Annotated in this window: 16 protein-coding genes; 5 read left to right on the top strand and 11 right to left on the bottom strand. The window is 60.3% G+C overall.

Annotated elements, in window-relative coordinates; genetic code table 11:
* Positions 1-215: 215 nt before the first annotated feature.
* Together BLV11_RS00470 and BLV11_RS00465 are read left to right on the top strand one after the other, a co-directional pair.
* The gene (locus BLV11_RS00470) at positions 216-1400 is read left to right on the top strand and encodes a lytic murein transglycosylase (protein WP_091811346.1); all 1185 of its coding nucleotides are present in this window, start codon (positions 216-218) and stop codon (positions 1398-1400) included.
* Positions 1401-1408: 8 nt separating this feature from the next.
* Complete coding sequence (locus tag BLV11_RS00465) at positions 1409-2101, top strand: pseudouridine synthase (RefSeq protein ID WP_091810984.1); 693 nt, start codon at positions 1409-1411, stop codon at positions 2099-2101.
* 26 nt (positions 2102-2127) lie between these two features.
* Here BLV11_RS00465 and BLV11_RS00460 read toward each other — a convergent pair whose 3' ends face one another.
* Together BLV11_RS00460 and pbpG are read right to left on the bottom strand one after the other, a co-directional pair.
* A complete protein-coding gene (locus tag BLV11_RS00460; protein WP_091810983.1) occupies positions 2128-2607 on the bottom strand; it encodes an asparaginase domain-containing protein in 480 nt (159 codons plus the stop codon).
* A gap of 23 nt (positions 2608-2630) precedes the next feature.
* Positions 2631-3539: a D-alanyl-D-alanine endopeptidase gene (gene pbpG, locus BLV11_RS00455; protein WP_091810982.1), complete on the bottom strand. Its 909-nt coding sequence runs from the start codon at positions 3537-3539 to the stop codon at positions 2631-2633.
* A gap of 353 nt (positions 3540-3892) precedes the next feature.
* On the opposite strand from pbpG, the gene BLV11_RS00450 reads away from it, so the two are divergent.
* Positions 3893-6496: an EAL domain-containing protein gene (locus tag BLV11_RS00450; protein WP_091810981.1), complete on the top strand. Its 2604-nt coding sequence runs from the start codon at positions 3893-3895 to the stop codon at positions 6494-6496.
* On the opposite strand, the gene BLV11_RS00445 is transcribed toward BLV11_RS00450, so the two are convergent.
* The 3 genes from BLV11_RS00445 to BLV11_RS00435 form a co-directional block, all read right to left on the bottom strand.
* Positions 6468-7997 (bottom strand): flavin-containing monooxygenase, encoded by a 1530-nt coding sequence (locus BLV11_RS00445; RefSeq protein WP_091810980.1) that lies wholly within the window; start codon positions 7995-7997, stop codon positions 6468-6470. The genes BLV11_RS00450 and BLV11_RS00445 overlap by 29 nt on opposite strands.
* An 88-nt stretch (positions 7998-8085) precedes the next feature.
* Complete coding sequence (locus BLV11_RS00440) at positions 8086-9012, bottom strand: ferritin-like domain-containing protein (RefSeq protein ID WP_091810979.1); 927 nt, start codon at positions 9010-9012, stop codon at positions 8086-8088.
* A gap of 25 nt (positions 9013-9037) precedes the next feature.
* Positions 9038-9880 (bottom strand): SDR family NAD(P)-dependent oxidoreductase, encoded by an 843-nt coding sequence (locus BLV11_RS00435; protein ID WP_091810978.1) that lies wholly within the window; start codon positions 9878-9880, stop codon positions 9038-9040.
* Positions 9881-9984: 104 nt separating this feature from the next.
* Between BLV11_RS00435 and BLV11_RS00430 the strand changes: the two genes are divergently transcribed.
* The gene (locus BLV11_RS00430; protein ID WP_091810977.1) at positions 9985-10605 is read left to right on the top strand and encodes a TetR/AcrR family transcriptional regulator; all 621 of its coding nucleotides are present in this window, start codon (positions 9985-9987) and stop codon (positions 10603-10605) included.
* Between the two features lie 52 nt (positions 10606-10657).
* On the opposite strand, the gene BLV11_RS00425 is transcribed toward BLV11_RS00430, so the two are convergent.
* From BLV11_RS00425 to ald, 3 genes are all read right to left on the bottom strand, one after another.
* Entirely contained in the window at positions 10658-11269 is a 612-nt protein-coding gene (locus BLV11_RS00425; protein WP_091810976.1) for a Yip1 family protein, read from the bottom strand.
* Between the two features lie 115 nt (positions 11270-11384).
* Positions 11385-11957, bottom strand: coding sequence for a glutathione S-transferase family protein (locus tag BLV11_RS00420; protein ID WP_091810975.1), 573 nt, complete (start codon positions 11955-11957; stop codon positions 11385-11387).
* Positions 11958-11970: 13 nt separating this feature from the next.
* Positions 11971-13095: an alanine dehydrogenase gene (gene ald / locus BLV11_RS00415; RefSeq protein ID WP_091810974.1), complete on the bottom strand. Its 1125-nt coding sequence runs from the start codon at positions 13093-13095 to the stop codon at positions 11971-11973.
* 157 nt (positions 13096-13252) lie between these two features.
* On the opposite strand from ald, the gene BLV11_RS00410 reads away from it, so the two are divergent.
* Entirely contained in the window at positions 13253-14050 is a 798-nt protein-coding gene (locus BLV11_RS00410; RefSeq protein WP_091810973.1) for a dienelactone hydrolase family protein, read from the top strand.
* 90 nt (positions 14051-14140) lie between these two features.
* Here the strand turns inward: BLV11_RS00410 and BLV11_RS00405 are convergent, their stop codons facing one another.
* The 3 genes from BLV11_RS00405 to BLV11_RS00395 form a co-directional block, all read right to left on the bottom strand.
* Positions 14141-14347 carry a cold-shock protein gene (locus tag BLV11_RS00405; RefSeq protein WP_091810972.1) on the bottom strand — a complete coding sequence of 69 codons (207 nt, stop codon included), beginning with the start codon at positions 14345-14347 and terminating at the stop codon, positions 14141-14143.
* A gap of 224 nt (positions 14348-14571) precedes the next feature.
* Positions 14572-14952 (bottom strand): fluoride efflux transporter CrcB, encoded by a 381-nt coding sequence (crcB, locus tag BLV11_RS00400; protein WP_091811345.1) that lies wholly within the window; start codon positions 14950-14952, stop codon positions 14572-14574.
* A gap of 20 nt (positions 14953-14972) precedes the next feature.
* A complete protein-coding gene (locus BLV11_RS00395) occupies positions 14973-17420 on the bottom strand; it encodes an acyl-CoA dehydrogenase (RefSeq protein WP_091810971.1) in 2448 nt (815 codons plus the stop codon).

The raw sequence follows: 17420 nt of genomic DNA, 5'->3' as shown, positions 1-17420 counted from the left end.
AACAAACCGCGAAATCCGGTTACGCTTCTCCGGTCGCCGGCTTAAACAATTGTCACTTTCTGCAGCCATTTCCAGTGTTTCATGTGCCCGCAAACGCGTTACCATGAGGGCCAGAAACCATTTACTGTCTGTCGAGGTCGCTCGTGCCCAAACCGCACTCCCGGTACCAGGATCGGAACCGCCGTACATCCAACGTTCGTCATTGCCTTTATCCGCTGGCCCTGGCTGCCAGCCTGATCACGCCCCTGGCCCAAGCCGAGGTCCAGAGCCCGCCCCAGGACCCGTTCCGGGAGTGTGTCGGCGAACTGCAAACCAAGGCCGTTGCCGCCGGCGTATCAGAGCCCGTTGCCGGCGAGGTTCTGGCCAAGGTGGAGCATCTCGACCGGGTTATCGAACTGGACCGGAAGCAACCGGAATTCACCACGACCTTCGAGGATTACCTCAACCGCCGGGTCAATGCCCGCCGAATTCTCGAAGGCCGGCTGCTCCTGCACACCCACAGTGACCTGTTGCAACGGGTCACCCGCGAGACCGGCGTTCCCGGCCCCTACCTGCTTGCGTTCTGGGGACTGGAAACCAATTTTGGCAGCTACTTTGGCAACATGTCGGTGCCCAGCGCCCTCGCCACCCTGGCCTGCGACCCGCGGCGCAGCAGCTTTTTCACCACCCAGCTGATCGCAGCCCTGCAGATTATCGACGAAGGGGCCATTCCCGCCGAACAGATGGAAGGCTCCTGGGCCGGGGCCATGGGCCACGTCCAGTTCATGCCAACGGTGTTCCTGCAGCATGCAGTGGATGCCGATGGTGATGGTCGGCGCGACCTTTGGAACAGCCTGCCGGACGCCCTGATGTCCGCTGGCAAATTCCTCCAGGCCATGGGGTGGAACAGCGACTACCGCTGGGGTCGTGAGGTGATACTGCCTGCCGGTTTTGACTACGCGCTCGCCGATGGCCAGCGCCGTCCATTGAGCGACTGGCGGGCCATGGGCCTGAGGGATGCCTTTGGCCAACCTCTGGTGAATGCCGACATTCAAGCCGCCCTGATCATTCCTTCAGGCCACCGCGGACCCGCTTTCCTGGCCTACCACAACTTCAAGGTGATCATGGGTTGGAACCGTTCTGAATTTTACGCGCTGTCCGTCGGCCATCTCGCCGACCGGATTGCCGGCGCGGGCGGCTTGCAAAACCCTCCACCGGAGGACCTGCCCAAACTGTCCCGAGCCAGCATTGAGGCCATGCAGCAGGCGCTCAATGACCGAGGATTCAGCTCCGGCGAGCCGGATGGCATTATGGGGCCGGCAACCCGTCGTGCGATCCGCCAGTTCCAGAGCGCCAATCAGCTGATCGCCGATGGTTATCCGGACCAGGGTGTATTCGAGGCCCTGGGCATTACCCTGTAGGTCAGTGCATGCGGTTGGATTTTCTTGTTGCCAATGCCACCGGTTTGTCCCGCAAGGATGCCAAACGGGCACTCAGTGCCGGCGAGGTGTCAGTGGATGGAGAAGTCTGCCGCAAGGGCGCGGTGAAACTGGCTGCGGGTCAGCAGGTCACCCTGCGGGGGCAGGTTCTTACCCTGCCCGCTGACCGCTACCTGATGCTTCACAAACCAACGGGGGTGGTCTGTGCAACCGAAGACAGCGAGCATCTCACCGTGCTGAGCCTGCTTCCCCCGGATCTGCGTCCGGGGCTCGTGGTCGTTGGCCGCCTCGACCTGGATACCACCGGGCTGCTGTTACTGACCACCGATGGCCAGTGGAGTCACCGAGTAACGTCCCCCCGCCGACACTGCCCGAAGACCTACCGGGTCGGGCTGGCAGAGCCTATGACTGAGGACGCCCTGGGCGCACTGAAGCGGGGAGTAACACTCAGGAATGATCCGAAACCCGCCGTCGCCACCGACGCGGTGCCGGTGACCGAACGCGTGATTGACCTCACCATCACCGAAGGCCGTTACCACCAGGTCAAACGCATGGTGGCCGCCGTAGGCAACCGGGTCTGTACATTACATCGACTGAGTATAGGCAAGGTCGAACTGGACGCCTCCCTGGCCCCAGGCGAATACCGGCCACTGACCACAGACGAAATCGCCAGCCTGGGCTGAACCGCAAACACCCTCAGCAGGCGTCTTCAGTCCCTTTCAAAACGCTGGGCCGCCAGGTTCTTGCGGACCCGGCCAGCCTCAAACACGTCGCCGTTCATCGCAATGTAAATGCCCGGCGGCAACAGCTTCAGCGCCGCCCAGGCAAACCCAAGGTTGAACACCGCATCACTGCGGCGCATGCGGGCCGGCTGCATGGCCCCCATCAGCACCACGGTCTTGGCGCTGATCCCGGCCAGTGCCTGTGCCGTTTCCGGCATGGTGTCGGTACCGTGGGTGATGAGGATGCGTTGGGCCGAAGTGCCGGCTACCGCGTCAACAATCGCCGCCCGATCCTGCTCGGTGATGTCCAGGCTGTCCTTCCGCAACAGCCCGGCAATCTGATAGGGATCGCTGATATTGGCTTCCTGCAGCAGTTCCGGCAGCAGGCTGTCGGCGATCTCAAACTCGCTGTTGGCGTCATAGTAATGCTTGTCGATGGTACCGCCGGTGGTAAATACCTGAATCATGTCTGGTCTCTTGCGCCGTTGTCTCAGTTGACCGCCGGGGTATTCGCTGCCGTCGCGAACTGGGGGTTACGCTGCTGCTCATACTCCCGGGCAGCCCCTGCCACCCGACCGCGCTCACCAGTAAGCAACCAGTTCTTGATCCGGCCCGCATCGCCAACTGGTGAACGGGAGCCAAAGGAATCCAGCAACACCGTCACCACATCGCGCCCTTCCATTTGCGAAACCATCACCAGGCAACGACCGGCTTCGGTGAGGTAGCCAGTCTTGCTCAGAGACACCCCCCAGCTGTCCCGGTGTACCAGAATATTGGTGTTGCCAAAATCCAGGCGGTACCGCGGCTGACGGAAATTTGCCGTGAAATAGCGGGAGGTCGAATACTCGCGAATTTCCTCATGACCACTGGCCGCCACCACCAGTCTGACCAGATCAGCCGCCGTGGATCGATTGCCCGCGGACAGCCCGGTGGGGTCGACAAAATGGGTACCCGTCATGCCGAGGGTCGTCGCTGTTTCGTTCATCGCTGCCACAAAGGCGTCGTAGCCTCCGGGGTAGTGGCGAGCCAGGGTATAGGCGGCGAAGTTCTCCGATGACATCAGTGCAATCCGCAGCATATCGCCACGGCGCAAAGTCGAGCCGACGCGGATACGGGTATAGGCGTTATTCGGCGCATCCACATGACGGGGGTAAAACTCCAGCTGCTCGTTCAGGGACGCCCCCGATTCCAGCACCACCAACGCGGTCATCAGCTTGGTCACCGAAGCGATGGGCACTTGCCGGTCGGCGTTCTTGGCCAATAGCAGTTTGCCATCATCAAGGTAGGCGGCGGCAGCATTCACCGACGCCAGGTTAGGCAACGGAGCTGTCTCAGCCCGCGCCGCTGTGGCGGTGATCAGGAAGAGTGCCAGCAAGGAAATCAGAATCGGTTGTCGCATCCCGGATGCCTTAAATGTTCAGAATTTGGCGGGCAGGTTCACCCACTCCGCGTTTTACTACTAAGCTCATGGTTAGCTTTCCGGTACAGCATAGCAACACACCACGGCCGCAGCGGCTGATCCGGCCCACTATACCAGCGCTGGTCCTCAGGTTGGCCATTCCCGGCCGGAGAATGGATTACCGCTTCGCCACAATTTTGTAATGAATCGTGGGAACCAACTATGAAATTACGTAAAATATCTTGATTCTCAATATGTTAAAAGATATTTCATTGTGTATCGAATTGTAAGCAACCATCCTGCCCCGGGCCATTGGCGGAGAGGATAACGAGAACACACAGGTCAAGCGCTCCATGGATTCCGAACATCCTACCTTCAGTTCATTAGCCGGTGCGCGGGCTGAGCGCTTTCAGCGTTCGATTGCCGCCCTCTGGCGGCCATTGCTGTTGGTCATTGCCGCCATTCTCTATGGCCTGCTGGCGCAGTCCGTATTCAATGCTCCCGATGACATCCCCTCCGGCCCAGTCACCAGCGGCACCCCGGCGGACACTGTTCGTGTCGACTATACGATGCGCAGCCTTGACCAGATTCTTACCGGCCGATTGTGGCAAGACGATCTCTGGCAGCACGCCGAGCGCAGCGGGAGCGGCCTGGGCTACCTGACTCACCCGGCGACTTTCCGCTTCCACATCGAGAACCGGTCCGCACAGCCGATGGACAGGCTCATTGTAGTGCCCGCCCCGTTCCTCGACCACATCGCCCCGGCAGCGGTGACCCGGGAGGGCATAACCCGCATGCCGGTCATGGGCGACCAGTACCCGTTCAATAACCGAATATACGATTTGCCACAGTGGGTCTGGCCCGTCACCATTGCACCTCACAGTTCGACCCTGTTCCTGTTCGAGGTCCGCAATTCCGGCCCCACCATGCTGCCAGTATCGCTGCAAACGCCGGAGTCGGTGGTGGGCTCCTCGGCCAGCACTCTGGTCTGGAAAGCCTTTGTCAGCGGCCTGCTGGGCTTTGCCCTGCTGCTCAACCTGATGATCGTAACCCTGCTGCGTCGTCCGGGCCTGGCCTGGCTCAGTGTCCTGATGATCAGCATTATCCTGTCACAACTGATTCTTGAAGGCTTTGGCCCGTGGCTGCTGTGGCCGGAATACCCGGCCGCCAACGGTTTGCTCAGCGTCACCCTGCCACTGTGTGTGATCGCTATCTGCCAGTTCACCCCACACTTTATCGATCTCCCCCGGAAGCCATCGCGGATTCTCGACGCGGTCTCGCTGATTGCTCTGTTGCTACTGGTCACCACCCCGATCCAGATTCCTTATATGGGTCAGGGCACCCTGCTGATCATTGCCGGCAGTGCCCTGCTCTATATCCTGGCCATCGTCCTCAAGCGCCTGCGTACCCATCTTTACGCCCGCTACTACGCCCTGGCGGTGATTGCCATTTTCATCGGCGCCATCACCTCGTCGGTGCGTACAGTAGGTCTGGTACCGGTGAACAGCCTGACCAACTCCGCCTTTTTCCTTGGTACCGCCATAGCCTCCATTCTGCTGACCATGGGCATTGGTCAGCTGCTGCTGGAAGAGCGGCGACGGCGCCTGAGTGCGTCGATCCAGGCGCGCCAGGAAAAACTTCGCCGCACCCGGCTGAAGGCCGATTACGACCAGCTGCTGGTCACCCACCAGAACACCGGCCTGCCCAACCGTCTGGTGCTGGAGGATACCCTTGAGGACATGCATCGCCGGGGCGAACGCTACAGCCTGTATCTGGTGCGGCTGGAATATTTTAGCCAGATCGAGCAGTCACTGGGCTACCAGGCCGCCACCAACCTGCTCAACAGCTACCTGGCCCGGCTCAACGATTTCCTCCGCGAAACCTTCGGCGAGGCGCTGGTGCGCTTTAACCACCAGGGTCTGGCCACCATCGACATCACCAGCCACGCCTTTGCCCTGCGCAACAACGTGCTCCCCGGGCGACCGGCCGCCATCCAGCAAGCCATTATCCAGTGGCTCGAAGCGAGCTACATCGAAGGCCGTTACGCCTTCAGCTGGCACCCCTCAGTGGGGGTTGCAGACTCCGCAATACATGGCAAATCTGCCGCTGATATTCTGTCCTGCGCCGGCTTTGCAGCTCTGGATCAGGGCCAGACCCTGACCCTGTATGATTCCGACATTGCCGAGCAGCAATTGCGCAAGCAGGTGCTGATGCTGGATCTGGAAAACGCGCTGAGCAGTGGCGACATCTACATGCTCTACCAGCCCAAGGTCAGTGTCCGCGATGGCAAGACCGCCGCCTTTGAAGCGCTGATCCGCTGGCACCACCGGGAATTCGGCCTGATCTCCCCAGATCAGTGGATCCCCCTGGCCGAGCAGGTTGGCGCGATCTATCCGGTCACCCTGTGGGCGCTGGATCGCGCCTGTCGCGACTGGCCGGTACTGGCAGAACACTATGGCCACCACATTGCCATCGCCATCAACATTTCGGCCCAGGACCTGAGCCAGCCTGGCTTTGACCAGACCGTACTGGCAACGCTGCAGAGCCATCAGATTGAACCACAGAACCTGATTCTCGAAATCACCGAAACCTCGGTCATGAGCGATACCGGCAAAGCGCGGGCCATGATCCACCAGCTCAGCCGCGCCGGGCTCCAGATTGCGCTCGACGACTTCGGAACCGGCCACTCTTCCCTCGGCACCCTGGCCAGTTTTGATCTCGATGAACTGAAAATCGACCGCAGCTTCCTTGAGGACATTCTCACCAATCCGATCCGCCAGCGGATCTTCCGCACCGCACTGGAGCTGGGTGATGCCCTTAAACTGAACATTGTGGTGGAAGGGGTGGAAAACGAGGCAACGGCCTGCTGGCTCCAGCAGTTCCCCGGCCTCTATGGCCAGGGCTTCTACTGGAGCAGACCGTTGAATATCAAGCAGTTATTAGAGTGTAGTCCCTGAGTTCCAGTTCGCTCATCTGATTCGCGTACTGGGTGGCGAAGCCCGGGTACATGGTGGCGTTAAAGCCATCCTCGGTGAGGTACCAGCTTTTGCAGCCGGAGTTCCAGTTGGTCCTTGCCAGCCGCTTCTGGATGCCGGCGTTGTATTCGTCCTGAGCCCGGTCCTTGACCGCCAGCGCTTTCAGATTGCGCTTGAGGATCGTCTTCACACCCTTGACGATGTAATCGATCTGCGACTCCATATACACCAGCGCGGAGTTGTGGCCCGGGCCGGAGTTCGGCCCAAAGGTCAGAAACAGGTTGGGATAGCCCGCCACATTGATGCTCTTGTAGGCCTGGGCCCCTCGCGCCCAGTCATCCGCGAGCAACCGCCCGGCACTGCCGCGCACCGGGAACGGTGTACCGGAATGACTGACCTCAAAACCGGTGGCATACACAATCGCATCAAACTGATGCTCGATCCCTTCTACGGTACGCACACCGTTCTCGGAAATCCGCGCAATCGGCCAGGTAATCAGCTTGCTGTTCGGCTGCTGCAGGGCCGGGTAGTAATCGTTCGAGACCAGGATACGCTTGCAGCCAATACGATAGTCCGGCGTCAACTGACGGCGTAGCCAGCGGTCCTTGACCTGACGTCTCAAATGCCAGCGGCCGAGACGCTCCGCAAGCCGGGTCACCGGTGATTGCCAGATCACCGCCAGAGCCATGGATTCGTGCGCCAGATAAAGCCCCTTACGCAACGCTGACTGACTCGCTGGCACCTTGCGGAACAGAGTCTTCTGCCAGTCCGGAGTCTCAAAATCCGGGCGCGGCATCACCCAGGCCGGGGTACGCTGGAATACCGTCAGCTTACCCGCCTGCTTAGCCAGTTCCGGAATGATCTGAATGGCGCTCGCACCGGTGCCAATCACCCCCACCCTTTTGCCACGGAAGTCGTAATCGTGATCCCAGGCCGCACTGTGGACGGTCTTGCCCTTGAAGTCCTCAATCCCCGGAATCGCCGGGAAGCCGGGGTTGGACAAAGGCCCCTGGGCCATAACCGCCACCCGGCCGGAGAAAGACGCCCCACCCTCGGTACTGGCGTGCCAGAGGCCATGATCGTCATCATAAGACAGGTCGGTCACGTTCTGGTTAAAGCGAATGTACTGCTGCAACCCGAACCGCTCCACCATCGCCTCGATGTAACTGAGGATTTCCGCACTGCCGGAGAAACTCCGGGACCAGTCCGGGTTCGGGTCAAAGGAATAGGAATACAGGTTGGACGGAATATCACAGGCGGCACCGGGGTAGCTGTTATCTCTCCAGGTGCCGCCGACAGCACTGGCGCGCTCCAGAATCACAATATTCCGGATCCCAGCCTGCTGCAGACGTATCGCTGTGCCCAGACCGGCAAACCCGGCACCGACGATCAGGACAGTGGCCGGCTTGACGTTACTGGCGCGCTTGGCGCTGGTGGTGGCCGCCTTTGCGGTACCTTTACGGGAAGTCGTCGCGTTGGTCATCTCACACTCTCATAAAAACATAGACAGAGCGCACGGCTATCGTTCGCAACGACGCCGTGCGGCTTGTTAATGGCCGGACCAGCCCGGATCAGGCGGTCGGTTTGTAGGTCAGTTCTTTCACCCAGCTCGGCACCGCGGGCAGAACCCGGCGGGGAATGTAACCGGTCAGTTTCACAACCGCGTCCACCGGCGCGTGGTAGAAGCGGTTGTTACGGTCAACCACCCAACGGGAGTGGAACTTGATGATCTGGAACCAGACATTGCGACGACCATCCTCGGTACGCCCGCCAATCTTTTCAAACTTCCTCATGCAGGCGTACAGTTTTTCTTCCGACAGCCCCATCGCTACCACGTTATCGCGCATCTTGTTGAGTAGCGGGAAATAGGAAGCAATGCCCAGGATCAGCCGGGGGTCCATTAACTGCGCCGCCATCTCGACCATCTTGATGTAGGTGGCGCCATGGCCCTGCATTTCCATCACGGTGAAGCCGACCCCGAGATGGCGGGATTCGTCGTCGTTGATCTTTTCAAACGCCTGATGGCAGACCGGGTCATCCACAGTGTCCAGCAGGAACTTGCACAAGGCGCCATCCAGGGCGATTTCCAGCATCGGCACCACCGTACCCAGCACATACACCGGCATTTCGTCGCTGTAGCGGTCCAGCCATTCGATGACCAGCCGCAGGTTGATGTTGGGCTCAGGCAACTCATCACCGTCCAGCATTCCCCAGCGTTTCATCAGCGCCATTTCAGCATTGGCATGACGCTGCTCTTCGGCGTGGAAATAGGTATAGATTTCGCGAAGGGTATCGGTTGGCGCCTTCTTCGCCATGGCGGCAAAAGCCCGTGCACCGACGTGCTCGATCCACATCAGATCGGCCATGAATTCCTTCAGCTGAGGCCACTGCTCGGCGGTCACCAGGTCAGCCCCGGGGGCATCCCAGTCGATGTCCGAAAGCGCCCACTGGGTGTTCTTGATCTTCACCAGCATCTTGTCGAGATCAATTTTAGCCATGATTTAGTCCTTGTTGCCGTAGGCTTCAGTTCAGGCGACTGGCGCCAAAACGGTTAATCAATCCGGTTCCCATGGCATAGGTGCGGGGAACCAGTCGTTTGGCGCGCCAGATCATGCGGGCATCAAATTGCGGCATGACGTACAGGTCGCCACGATCCAGAGCATTGAGGGCATCGTTGACCACCCGTTCGGCGGACATGCCAAAGCGAGCCATCAGCCGGTCAAACAGCCTGGAGGAATCTCCGACAATCCGCCCGTTAGCGTTGATGTTGGTTTTCACCAGGGTGGGACAAAGCGCCGTTACCGCCACCCCCGAACCCGCCAGCTCCGCAGCCAGGGTTTCGGTGAGGGCCAGAGCACCGGCCTTGGTGACGTTGTAGGGGCCCATCAATGGCGCAGCGGAGAACCCGGCGGTGGAGGCCACATTGATGATGCCGCCCCGACCGGCCTTGCGCAGTCGCGGAACAAACACATGGCTGCCGTGGATGACCCCCCAGAGGTTGATGCCGAGCGTCCAATGCCAGTCGTCGATGGCGACCTCGCCGATGGGTGTACCGCCAACACCAACCCCGGCGTTATTGATGACCAGATCGACCGGCGCAGGCAGCACCTCGTCCGCGCGACAAGCCATGGCTTCGACCTGATCCAGATCACTGACATCACAGTGACAGGCCCAGGCTTGGCCGCCACGCTGACGAACCAGCGCGGCGGTTTCCTCCGCCGCGGCCAGAACGATGTCTGAACACAGCACCGCACCACCGCGGCGACCAATTTCCAGGGCAAAGGCCCGACCGATACCGCTGCCGGCGCCGGTGACAACCGCATTGGCATGACTGCTGGGTTTCTTCTGAGAACCTAATCCGAACATGTATAACGACCCTTGGTGATCAACGGGTTTTGGCCCACTTGCATAGGCCAAACTATTCGGTCACGATAGAGCGAACGCTTGTTCGGATTCAATTCGGATACTGTATGGCCAGAGCACCTCGACAACAACGCGCCAAGGCGACCGTGAATGCCATCATCGAAGCGGGCTTCATTGCCATGGCCGAGCATGGCCCGGCGGCAACAACAACCCGGCAAATCGCTGATATTGCAGGGGTTGGCGTGGGGTCCCTGTACGAATACTTCGACAACAAGGAGCAGATTTTCCAGGTCATGGTGGAGCGCTTCATGGCCGATACCATCAACCTTATTCAGCCCCTGTTTCCAACCCTTGTTCGGAAACCCATCAAGGAAGCGGTACGGGAGTTACTGCAGCATTTCCGCGATTTCCTGCAGCAGAATGACGGGCGCTACCTGAAATGTGCTCGCCATGCCATGACGCTGGGGGTCGAGGAACACATGGAGCCGCTGCAAAAAGCGCTGTCAGAACTGGTAACCCAGTACCTGATGCACCATCCCGAAACCCTGCGAATCCGCAACATCCCCACCATGAGCTACATCATGATCAACGGCGGGACATTCTCGGTCATTCGTCACCTGTCCGATCCCGCCCCACCGATCAGCTTCGACGAACTGGTAGAAGGGCTGACCACCATGGTGGGGCATTACACCGAACAGGAAATGGCGCAGACCGGGCCTGCGCAGTAACGGAGGGATAGCCGCCAGCCCATGGCAGGGCGGCGGCGACAGGAACTGCGGCCTACCCGCTGATGAACACCGGCCCTAACCCCAGGTTCCACAGCAGTACCGAGCCGACCCGCGTGGATACCAGGATCACCAGCGCTACCGTCAGCAGGGCGCCGCCGTACATGACCGCCCGCTCCTTGGGAATCTGCATCACAATCGGCAAACCGTCATACATCAGCCAGGCTCCGTAACCGGCCGCCCCCAGGAACACCAAGGCATTGAACCAGGGCACCGGGTACAGCAGTGCAAATCCGGCGAGAAACAGCGGCGTACAGGAATAGGCCGCCAGGGCAATCCCATTTGCCGCATTGTGCTCTTCCCGGGCACCGTAGGTACGTGCCATCCAGTTGATGGCATAACCCAATGCAAAGACCCCTACCAGCATGGCAAGGTACGTCAGCACACTCAGTTGCAGCGCGCTGATTTCTGTCAGCTTGATCAGCCGGTCACTGCCCACCGTCCAACCAAAGTGGGCCGTGGAAATATAGGCACAGACAGGCGCAATGGCGGCCAACAGAACCACATACGCCACATAGACCCTGGCGGGAGTCTCGTGCTCTTTCCGGATGGATGCCCACTCGTCGTCGGGGTGGGTAAACAGACCAAACGCATGTCCAAGGAGCATAGCCGTTCCCCTTATTATGTTTTCAGGTTAGAAGGGTAGTGAAGGCACACCGTCACGAAGCCGTCACACCTCTCTAGAAAACTAGTCCAGATCTGGCAAAAGCTCCAACTCCGGCTTAGCCGTTGCGTGGATCTGTCGCGGACACGCCGGGCTGCGCAAGGCAATGGTCGCGGAACGCCAGCAACCGGGGAGCATCGGCACCCGTCAGCAATTCGCGGAAGTCGATCCAGTCCACCAGGCAGAACAGACAGATGGCCGGATAGTCCCAATTGTCGAAGGCTCCGCGATCCACCGCATCGGCCAGAGCGGTGAGCGAACGCGTCACCCGTTCACGCTGGAGGTTATAGAACAGCAGATCCTGGTCGGTATCGATCCCGGAGCGTTTCGACAACAACAGGCTGACAAAGGAATCGTTGGCCGCATCCACCAGGGTCAGCAGGTTTTCCTGATCCCAACTCAGCGCCGGCAGCCCCATTTTCTGGCCAAGGTAACGGGCGATCACCCGTGAGTCGTAGAGGGTCAGGTTATTGTCCACCAGCATCGGGATCTTCAGGGCTGGTGTCGTCCGACGCAACTCGTCCCGATCGCTGCCGTAGATATCCAGATTGACGAACTCATGGGGCGTATCCGCCAGCAACAGGCGAATACGGCGCGCATAGGGAGAGGTTGTCGAGCCAACCAGTTTCATGGCCACTCCTTCTTCAGGTCAATTGATCGAGCAACGTCATGGCGGCCACCGGGCGATAGCCGTGGGCGTCGGCGACCCCGGGATGGACCACCTGACCGGCGCCGACGTTGAGCCCCGCCCGCAGATACGGATCCTCGCGAAGTGCCGCCAGCGAGCCCTTGTTGGCCAGCGCCAATACAAACGGCAGAGTCGCGTTATTGAGCGCCATGGCAGAGGTTCGTGCCACCGCGCCAGGCATATTCGCGACACAGTAGTGCACCACGCCTTCTTCAATGTAGGTGGGGTCTGCATGGGTCGTCGGCCGGGACGTTTCCGCACAACCGCCCTGATCGATGGCAACATCCACCAGCACACTGCCGTCCGCCATCGCCCGTAACATGTCCCGGGTAACCAGCCGGGGTGTTGAGGCGCCGGGCACCAGTACCGCTCCCACCACCAGGTCAGCCTGGACGACCGCCTGCTCCAGGGCGTCGCGGGTCGAAAACAGGGTCTTGATGCGGTTGCCGTAGACATGATCCAGGTGCCGCAACACCTCCAGATCCCGGTCCAGCACGGTCACATCTGCCCCCATACCAATGGCAATGGTGGCCGCACTGCGGCCGACCACACCACCCCCAATCACCGTAACCCGAGCCGCTGAGACCCCGGGCACACCGCCGAGCAACACGCCCCGCCCACCCATGGACTTCTCCAGACAATAAGCTCCGGCCTGCACCGCCATTCGTCCTGCCACTTCCGACATCGGCGCCAGCAGCGGCAGGTGACCGTGGGGGTCGGTCACCGTTTCATAGGCAATGCACAACGCGCCGGAGGCCAGCAGGTCGTCGGTTTGAGGACGGTCCGGCGCCAGGTGCAGATACGTAAACAGGGTTTGTTCCGGCGTCAGCAGCTGACGCTCCCGCACTTGCGGCTCCTTGACCTTGACGATCAGCGCCGCCCGGGCAAAGACCTCCTCGGCAGAGGACACCAGGGTTGCCCCGGCAGCGCCGTAATCAGCATCGCTGAACCCGATCCCGGCGCCGGCCTGGCTCTCCACCAACACCTGGTGGCCCTGATGACACAGTTCGCGTACCGAGGCAGGCGTCAGCCCAACCCGATACTCGTTGTTCTTGATTTCCTTGGGAACCCCGACCAGCATGGTTGCCACCTCCCTCTACAGCCAGCTCTGACTACCGTGACGTAGCCGCCCCCCCCAGCAATCACCGCCGCCTGTCCTAACTGGCCATCCGGTTGCGCAAGGTGGCGCAATGACGACTAGGATTACTTAACTAAAACCCATGACCCGAGGTAATGCAATGAAAGCACGAGCACTTATGTCACCCCTGATCCTGCTGGCGATGACTCCGATGCTCTCCCAGGCCGACTTGCAGACGGAAGAGATCCACTACCGGGTCGGAGATGAGCAATTTACCGGATATCTGGCCTACGACGACCGTACCCGCGGCGAACGGCCGGGCATTCTGATTGTTCACGAATGGTGGGGGCATAATGAGTTTTCCCGCCAGCAGGCGGAAAAGCTCGCAACCGAAGGTTACACCGCCTTCGCCCTGGACATGTATGGTTCTGGCAAGCTCGCGGACCACCCCGATGATGCTCGTCGTTTCATGCAGGCAGCCACCGAAAACAGCGCAGCTATCCGGGAACGCTTTGAAGCGGCCATGCAGCTACTGCAGGATCACGCCACCGTGGATGCCGACCGGATCGCCGCCCAGGGCTATTGCTTCGGTGGCGCCGTGGTGCTGAACATGGCGCGAATGGGGCTCGATCTGGCGGGCGTGGTCAGCATTCATGGCCCTCTCGCCAGCCCGCTTCACGCCGAACCCGGCCAGGTTAAAGCCCGGGTTCAGGTCTATACCGGGGGCGCGGACCAGATGGTGCCGGCCGATCAGGTTGCCGCCCTGGTGCAGGAAATGCAGAGTGCCGGCGTGGATCTGACCCTGACCAGCTTTCCCGGGGTCAAACACTCATTCAGCAATCCGGACGCCGACGCGGTCGCCACACGCTTCGGCATGCCCATCGGTTACGACAGACAGGCCGCCGAGCGCACCTGGCGCGGTACTCTGGCGTTCTATCACGACCTCTTCGACCGCTGACGCGGTCGGAGTTCAGAGCCGACAACGGCTCAAACTCCAGGCACAAAAAAAGGCAGCCGAAGCTGCCTTTTTGCTGTTAGCACCTGTCAATTACAGGGCAACAACGTTCTCCGCCTGAGGACCTTTCTGGCCCTGGGTAACGGTAAATTCAACCTGCTGACCTTCGGCCAGGGTCTTGAAACCGTTGCCTTGGATAGCGCTGTAGTGAACAAAAACGTCCGGGCCACCTTCACGGGTGATGAAACCAAAACCTTTTGCTTCGTTGAAGAATTTAACGGTACCGGTAGTAGTAGACATGCTTACACTTCCTGAAATCAATCATATTGCTGTCGCCACGCTCATGTGGCGGACGGTTACGGAAAAACTCAACGCTTGGAATCAAAAACAGGACGATGCACTACGAACTACGGCGGGATACGTCTTATTCATGAAATGCCATGCAAATCTTTCCTTCAATTCAGCACTCTACTCTTAGTTCCGGGCCTTGCCAAGAGCATTTTCAATATTATAGGTGAACTTACTCAGCCCTTGAGCCAGTTGAAGGTCATCACCCCCAACACCACCATCAGCAAGCTGCCGATCAGGTGAACCAGACTGCCGGTCACCGCCATCAGATATTTGCCGCCCTGCAGGGCAGCGTACATTTCCAGGGAAAACGTGGAGAACGTGGTCAGGGCTCCGCACAGCCCGGTAATGGCAAACAACCGCCATTCCGGTGCCAGACTGGAGCCCTGGGAGAAATAGCTGATCAGCAAACCAATCAGCCAGCCCCCGGTCAGGTTTGCCACCAGCGTTCCCACCGGGATCACATGGTAGGGGCTGTTCAGCCACAGTCCCAGCAACCAGCGCAGGTTGGCACCGATTACCGCGCCCAGGCTGATGGCAAGACATGACCACCACAGGTTCATTCAGCACTCCCCTATCATGCGGCCGTATGCCTGACGAGAGTCTCCGGGTTGCGGGCAAATGCATCAAAGGCAAAATCGTCCACCATCAGCATGTCCAGCACCCGCTCTTCGAAATCGCGCATGAAATCAGCGTCCTCGGCGCTGAGGATACCGGCAGCCAAGGCCGCTTCCACCCGCGCTTCCGGATGCAGCGCTTCCACCGGCAGCTCACCCTTGCCGTAGGCCCGTGCCACCTTGCGGTACAGGCTTTCGGCACGACCATAGCCCTGCAGCAGGCTGTTGTAGCTGGCGACCGGGTTCTGAATGGAGCCGTTACCCTCACCGGTCCAGGCACCTGCCAGCAGACTGCCACGCAAGGCGGTGTCGGTGGACATGGCTCGCGCCACCGTACGGGTCAACTCATCGCCGGGCGCATGCCAGCGCCGGCCCAGTGGCAGGGTCAGCGCTCTCAATGCCCACGCCACCGGGCGGTTTGGCAGATTGAGCAGAAAATCCGAGAGGGCATTTTCGGCCCGATGCAGAAGCATCTGCAGGCTGTACGCCATCAACTCCTGCTCAGCTTCCACCGGCTGGGATTCGTACCAGTGCTTGAGCACCATGGACGACAGGTAAAGGTTAGCCAGTACATCCCCCAGCCGCGCCGACAGCAGCTCGCGCATTTTCAGCTCGGCACCCAGAGTGGTCATGGCGGCATCAGCGCACAGGCCGAAGGCCGCACTGAACCGGGCCACCCCTTGGGCGTAGGGCCGGGATGCACTGTCAAACGGCACCTCCGGACGCCCGACGCCAAGCGCCTGGGTGAAGGCCCGTGCTGCGTTACCGAAGATCAGCCCGGCGTGGCCAAAGAACGCCTCATCAAACGCCAGGAGATCATCATTGTCCTTGGCGGCCAGCTCCTGCAGTACATACGGATGACAGCGGATTGCGCCCTGACCGAAGATCATCAGGCTGCGGGTCATGATGTTAGCGCCTTCCACCGTGATCGAGACCGCAGCACCGGCGTAGCTGGTGCCGAGATAGTTTTTTGGCCCCAGGGTCACGGTTTTGCCGCCGTGTACGTCCATCGCATCGGTGAGCGTCTGACGCTGGAATTCGGTCAGGTGATACTTGAGAATCGCAGACGGCACCGCAGGCTTCTCACCACTGTCCACCATATTGGCGGTCTGGTTCACCGCCGCACGGGCGATATAGGCATGGGCGGCGATCCGGGCCAGGGGTTCCTGAACCCCTTCCATTTCCGCCACCGGTGTATTGAACTGGCGCCGCACTCTGGTAAAGCCACCCGCGGTACCCACCGCATAGGCGGCCGCACCGGCAGCCCCGGACGGCAAGGTAATGCAGCGTCCCACCGACAGACATTCCACCAGCATGCGCCAGCCCTGGCCCGCCATGTCCGGGCCACCAATAATGAAGTCCAGGGGAATGAACACGTCCTTACCGATAATCGGTCCGTTCATGAACGGACTGCCGACCGGGCAATGACGGCGACCGATTTCCATACCCTCGGTTTCCCGCGGGATCAGCGCACAGGTAATGCCATGATCCCGGGTCTCGCCAAGCAGGCCGTCCGGATCAAACATGCGGAATGCCAGGCCGACCACGGTGGCAACGGGCGCCAGGGTGATCCAGCGTTTCTCGAAGTTGAGGCGAAGCCCCAGCACTTCCTTGCCATCGTAGATGCCCTTGCAGACGATGCCGGTGTCCGGGATAGAGGTCGCGTCCGACCCCGCCCGCGGCCCGGTAAGGCCAAAGCAGGGAATATCCCGGCCATCCGCCAGCCTGGGCAGGTAATGATTCTTCTGTTCCTCGGTACCGTACTTCAGCAGTAACTCACCCGGCCCCAGGGAATTGGGAACACCGACGGTAACCATCAGGGACTCGTTCGGGGCCAGCTTCTGCAGCACCGCGGTCTGGGCCTTGGCGGAAAAGCCGAGACCGCCGTAGGACCGGGGGATGATCATGCCGAAGAATTTCTCCTTCTTGAGAAAATCCCACAGCTCCTGGGGCAGATCAGCGCGCTCAACCGCGATGTCCCAGGCGTTGCACATGGCGATAGCCGTCTCGCACTGATTGTCGACGAACGCCTGCTCTTCCTCGGTCAGCCCGGTATTGCGGTTGATCAGCAGGTTATGCCAGTCCGGGCGGCCACTGAACAGCTCGCCATCCCAACCCACAGTGCCGGCTTCGAGCGCGGTTTTCTCGGTTGCGGACACCTTCGGCGCAACGGTCTTGAACAGCTCGAACACTCGTCCGCTCAACCAGCTCTGGCGGAACCCCGGCAGACCCGCCGCAGCGACCGCAGCGGCACCGGCAAACAGCAGCAATGCCAATGTCGTAGAGGCAAACAACAGGGACACCACCCCAACCCCGGCCAACACCGCAATAGCAGGCTTGGCACCAGACTCCCGTGCCATCACCGTCAGCAATCCCGCAAGTGCAACAAACAGCAGAAACCAGCTCAT

Origin of the sequence: Marinobacter mobilis (assembly GCF_900106945.1) — a bacterium.
GTDB lineage: Bacteria > Pseudomonadota > Gammaproteobacteria > Pseudomonadales > Oleiphilaceae > Marinobacter > Marinobacter mobilis.
This window is presented reverse-complemented; position numbering and strand designations above follow the sequence as displayed.

What these genes read in the sequence shown, in the direction of transcription:
- BLV11_RS00425 (WP_091810976.1), bottom strand. Translation starts at nt 11,269, where the DNA reads ATGCTCCTTGGACATGCGTTTGGTCTGTTTACCCACCCCGACGACGAG.
- ald (WP_091810974.1), bottom strand. Translation starts at nt 13,095, where the DNA reads ATGCTGGTCGGGGTTCCCAAGGAAATCAAGAACAACGAGTATCGGGTT.
- BLV11_RS00440 (WP_091810979.1), bottom strand. Translation starts at nt 9,012, where the DNA reads ATGGCTAAAATTGATCTCGACAAGATGCTGGTGAAGATCAAGAACACC.
- BLV11_RS00410 (WP_091810973.1), top strand. Translation starts at nt 13,253, where the DNA reads ATGAAAGCACGAGCACTTATGTCACCCCTGATCCTGCTGGCGATGACT.
- BLV11_RS00435 (WP_091810978.1), bottom strand. Translation starts at nt 9,880, where the DNA reads ATGTTCGGATTAGGTTCTCAGAAGAAACCCAGCAGTCATGCCAATGCG.
- BLV11_RS00460 (WP_091810983.1), bottom strand. Translation starts at nt 2,607, where the DNA reads ATGATTCAGGTATTTACCACCGGCGGTACCATCGACAAGCATTACTAT.
- BLV11_RS00420 (WP_091810975.1), bottom strand. Translation starts at nt 11,957, where the DNA reads ATGAAACTGGTTGGCTCGACAACCTCTCCCTATGCGCGCCGTATTCGC.
- BLV11_RS00445 (WP_091810980.1), bottom strand. Translation starts at nt 7,997, where the DNA reads ATGACCAACGCGACGACTTCCCGTAAAGGTACCGCAAAGGCGGCCACC.
- BLV11_RS00405 (WP_091810972.1), bottom strand. Translation starts at nt 14,347, where the DNA reads ATGTCTACTACTACCGGTACCGTTAAATTCTTCAACGAAGCAAAAGGT.
- BLV11_RS00465 (WP_091810984.1), top strand. Translation starts at nt 1,409, where the DNA reads ATGCGGTTGGATTTTCTTGTTGCCAATGCCACCGGTTTGTCCCGCAAG.
- BLV11_RS00430 (WP_091810977.1), top strand. Translation starts at nt 9,985, where the DNA reads ATGGCCAGAGCACCTCGACAACAACGCGCCAAGGCGACCGTGAATGCC.
- pbpG (WP_091810982.1), bottom strand. Translation starts at nt 3,539, where the DNA reads ATGCGACAACCGATTCTGATTTCCTTGCTGGCACTCTTCCTGATCACC.
- BLV11_RS00450 (WP_091810981.1), top strand. Translation starts at nt 3,893, where the DNA reads ATGGATTCCGAACATCCTACCTTCAGTTCATTAGCCGGTGCGCGGGCT.
- BLV11_RS00395 (WP_091810971.1), bottom strand. Translation starts at nt 17,420, where the DNA reads ATGAGCTGGTTTCTGCTGTTTGTTGCACTTGCGGGATTGCTGACGGTG.